At 73.5% G+C, this 4381-nt stretch carries 2 protein-coding genes; both read left to right on the forward strand.

Annotated elements, in window-relative coordinates; all coding sequences use genetic code 11:
* Positions 1–2208: SDR family oxidoreductase (locus ABZ281_RS39860; protein ID WP_356662867.1), on the forward strand; the 2208-nt coding region annotated here is incomplete at its 5' end.
* The coding region (locus ABZ281_RS39865; protein ID WP_356662868.1) for a type I polyketide synthase at positions 2205–4381 on the forward strand (2177 nt) is incomplete at its 3' end. The genes ABZ281_RS39860 and ABZ281_RS39865, both read left to right, overlap by 4 nt.

A 4381-nucleotide genomic window follows, 5' to 3' on the forward strand; every position in this document is an offset into this window, starting at 1 on the left:
GCCGGAGAGCTGGAGCTGCTCCGCGCGCGGGGGCAGGTCGCGGGGTTCGGCGGGCGGGGGCTGCCGGTTCGCTTCGCCGACGGCATGCGCACCCTATGGGGCGTGGAGGACGTCGTCCTCGTCGAGGTCGGCCCCGGCCGGGCGCTGACGTCGGGGGCGATGCAGCACCCGGCGAGCGCGGAGGTCGCGGACCGGGTCGTCGTTCCGTCGCTGCCCGACGCGTTCACCGCCGAGTCCGACCGGGCGGCCGCGCTCCGGGCACTCGGCCGGCTGTGGCTCGCCGGAGTCACCCCCGACTGGGCGGGCCTGCACGCGCACACCCCGCGCCGCCGGGTGGTGCTGCCCTCCTACCCGTTCGCCCGCACCCGGTACTGGCTCGACGCCGATCGGCGCGACCGGCACCCGGCCCTCTCCGGGGAACGGGCCGGGATGGACGACTGGTTCTACGACACCTCCTGGCAGCGTGTCGCTCCCGTGGAGGACACCACCCTCGCGGCGGACGGCCACCGATGGCTCGTGTTCGCGGACGACGGCGGCCTCGGCGGCGACATCGCCGCCCGGCTCTCCGCGCTGGGCGCCCCCGTCGTGACCGTCAGCACGGGACCCGCCTGGCAGGAGGACGGTCCCGGCCGGTACGTCATGAACCCCGCCGACCCGGGCCACTACGGCAGCCTCGCCGAGAGCCTGCGCGGCCAGGGGGCCTTCCCCGACCGCGTGGTGCACTGCTGGGCCGTCGACCCGAGCCCCGCGACGGACGACCGCGCGGCGGCCGAGGAGACCCTGGAGCGCGGCTTCCACAGCCTCGTGCGGTGGGCCCGCGCGTGCGAGCCCGAACTGATGGTGGGCGAGCAGCACTGGACCGTGCTGTCGAGCGAGACGTACTCGGTGCTCGGCGACGAGCCCGTGAACCCCGTCAAGGCCACCGTCCAGGGTGTGTGCAAGGTCGCCCCCCAGGAGTACCCCTCCCTGCGCTGCGCCCAGATCGACGTGCCCGTCCCGACAGGCACGACCGGCCTCGCCGACCGGGTCCTCGCGGAACTCGCCGACGAGGCGGACAGCGGGATCGTCGCGCTGCGCGGCACGACGCGCTGGCGCCAGGTCCTCGTGCCGGCGCCGCTGACGGCGGGCACCGGGGGCGTGCTGCGTCCCGGCGGGGTCTACCTGATCACCGGCGGCCTGGGCAAGATCGGACTGGTCCTTGCCCGCGCCATCGCCACCCGCGCGCCCGGCGCGCACCTGGTTCTGATGGGGCGTACGGGCCTGCCCGACCGCGGTGCGTGGGACGGCGAGCACGACCCCGCCACCGCCGCGGCCGTCGCCGCCGTGCGCGAACTGGAGGCCATGGGCGCCACGGTCGTCATCTCCGCCACCGACGTGGCCGACCCCGACGCGGTCGCCGCCGCGGTGGACAAGGCCGTCCAGGAGTGCGGCCCCGTCAACGGCGTCATCCACGCCGCGGGCACCACGGGACCGGCCGCCCACCAGGTGCTCGCCGACCTGACGGACGACGACTGCGCCCGCCACTTCGGACCGAAACTGCACGGCGTGCACGTGCTCGACCGGGCCCTGGAGGGACAGCCCCTCGACTTCGCGGTGCTCTGTTCCTCTGTCGCGGCCTTGCTCGGCGGACTCGGGTTCACCGCCTACGCCGCCGCCAACGCCTTCCTCGACTCCTTCGCCCGGTGCGAGCCACGTCCCGGCCGCCCCCGGTGGACGTCGCTCAACTGGGAGGCGTGGCACTTCCCCGGCGACGCCGACGCGGAAGCCGGCATCGGCGCCGCCGTCCACCAGGTCGCCCTTGACCCGGACGAGGGACGCGCCGTCTTCGAACGCCTCCTCGACGCGGCGGCCCGCCCTCAGGTCATCGCCTCCACGACCGACCTCAACGAGCGCGTCCGGCAGTGGTCCGCACCCGTCCGGGACACGACGGTGGTGGAACAGCGCCACGCCCGCCCCAGCCTGCGCAATCCGTATGTGGCCCCGGCGACCGACCTGGAACGCCGACTCGCCGCCATCTGGGAGGAACTGCTCGGCATCGAGGCGGTCGGAGTACAGGACAACTTCTTCGAACTGGGCGGCAGTTCCCTGCTCGGCCTGCAAGTGGTGCACCGGCTGCGCAGCGGCCTCGGCATCGCCGTCCCGCTGACCGTCGTGTACGAGGGCCCCACCATCCGCTCGCTGGCCGGCCTGATCGGGGACCTCGCATGAGCCGGGACCGGGACATCGCGATCGTCGGCATGGCGGGACGCTTCCCCGGCGCCCGTGACCTGGACGAGTTCTGGGCGAACGTACGCGACGGCGTGGAGAGCGTCTCCTTCTTCACGGACGAACAGCTCCTCGCCGCGGGCGCCGCACCGGACCACCTCGACCAGCCGAACTTCGTACGCGCCGGCGCCTGCCTGCCCGGCATCGACATGTTCGACGCCGAGTTCTTCGGCTACACGGCCCGCGAGGCGGAGATCATGGACCCGCAGCACCGGGTCTTCCTGGAGACGGCGTGGCAGGCGCTGGAGCACTCCGGGCACGACCCCGCCCGGTTCGACGGGGACATCGGCGTGTTCGCCGGTGCCGGCAGCAACGGCTACCTGGCCCACGTCTACTCCCACCCCGAGATCGTCGAGACCACCGGCGGCACACAGATCCTCCTCGGCAACGAGCTGGGGTTCCTGTCCACCCGGGTCTCCTACAAACTCGACCTGCGGGGCCCCAGCGTCTCGCTGCGCACCGCGTGCTCCACGTCGCTGGTCGCCGTGCACCTGGCCTGCCGCTCGCTGCGCGAGCGCGAGTGCGACATGGCGCTCTCCGGCGGTGTCTTCCTCAACCTGGAACAGGAGCGCGGCTACTTCCACCAGGAAGGCTCGTTCGTCTCCCCGGACGGACACTGCCGCCCCTTCGACGCCCGCGCGGCCGGAACCCTGTTCGGCAGCGGCGCGGGTGCCGTGGTGCTCAAGCGCCTCGACGACGCCCTCGCCGACGGCGACACCGTCTACGCCGTCATCAAGGGTTCGGCCGTCAACAACGACGGGGCGGTCAAGGTCGGCTTCACCGCCCCCACCGTCGCCGGCCAGGCCAGGGTGATCGCGGACGCGCTGTGCGACGCCGGCACGGAACCGGCCGCGATCGGCTACGTCGAGGCGCACGGTACCGGCACCTCGCTCGGGGACCCGATCGAGGTCCGCGCCCTCACGAAGGCCTACGAGGGCGTGCCGCCCGCCACGGTCGCCCTCGGGTCGCTCAAGTCGAACTTCGGCCATCTGGACGCCGCCGCGGGTATCGCGGGGCTGATCAAGACGGTCCTGGCCATGTGGCACGAGACGCTGCCCCGCACTCTGCACTTCCAATCCCCCAACCCGGACATCGACTTCGCCGCCGGACCCTTCACCGTCCAGCGGGACACGGCACCGTGGCCGCGCTCGGGCACACCGCGCCTGGCCGGAGTCAGCGCCTTCGGCTTCGGCGGCACCAACGCCCACGTCGTCCTCCAGGAGGGCCCCGCGCAGGGCCGGCCCGACGCCGGGGAGGACGCCCGGCCCGGACACCCCTCGCACCTCCTCGTGCTGTCCGCGCGCAACCACGCGGCGCTGGAGGAGCTCAGCGACGCGATGGCCGCGCGCCTGCGCCGAGGACAGGCACGGCTCACCGACGTCACGTACACCGCCGCGACGGGCCGGCACCGCTTCCCGGTGCGCCGCGCCGTCACCGGCCCCGACGCCGCGTCACTCGCCGCCGCCCTGGAGGCACGGAATCCGGCGCGGGTGACGACCGGCGAGAGCGGCGGCACACCCCCGCGCGTCGCGTTCCTCCTCAGCGGGCAGGGTGGTCAGTACCCCGGCATGGCCAGGGAGCTCTACGCGCACGAGCCGGTCTTCCGCGACGCCGTGGACCTCTGCCTGAAGGAACTGGCCTCCCGCGGCGACGCCGACGCGGGCCTGCTGGACCTGCTGCTCGACACGGAGCGGTCCGAGACCGCCGCCGCCGAACTCGACCGGACCAGGCTCGCCCAGCCGGCCCTCTTCGTCCTCGAATACGCCCTGGCACGGCTCTGGGCGTCATGGGGCGTCGAACCCGCCGCTTTGCTCGGCCACAGCCTGGGAGAACTCGTCGCGGCCTGCCTCGCGGGAGTGTTCACCCCGCAGGACGCCCTCGCCTTGGTGGCGCTGCGCGGGCGACTGATGCAGGAGCAGCCGACCGGGGCGATGCTCAGCGTCGTCGCCGACCGGGCTACCGTCGAGTCCCTGCTGCCGGCCGATGTCTTTCTGGCGGCCCACAACGGGCCCAAGGACTGTGTCGTCTCCGGAGGGGCCTCGACGACTATCTGGTGCGCGACTACCACCACAACATCGGCGCCGAGATCATGGGAAGCAACAAGTTCAGCCCGCAG

It is taken from the genome of Streptomyces sp. NPDC006265 (genome assembly GCF_040613555.1).
GTDB lineage: Bacteria > Actinomycetota > Actinomycetes > Streptomycetales > Streptomycetaceae > Streptomyces.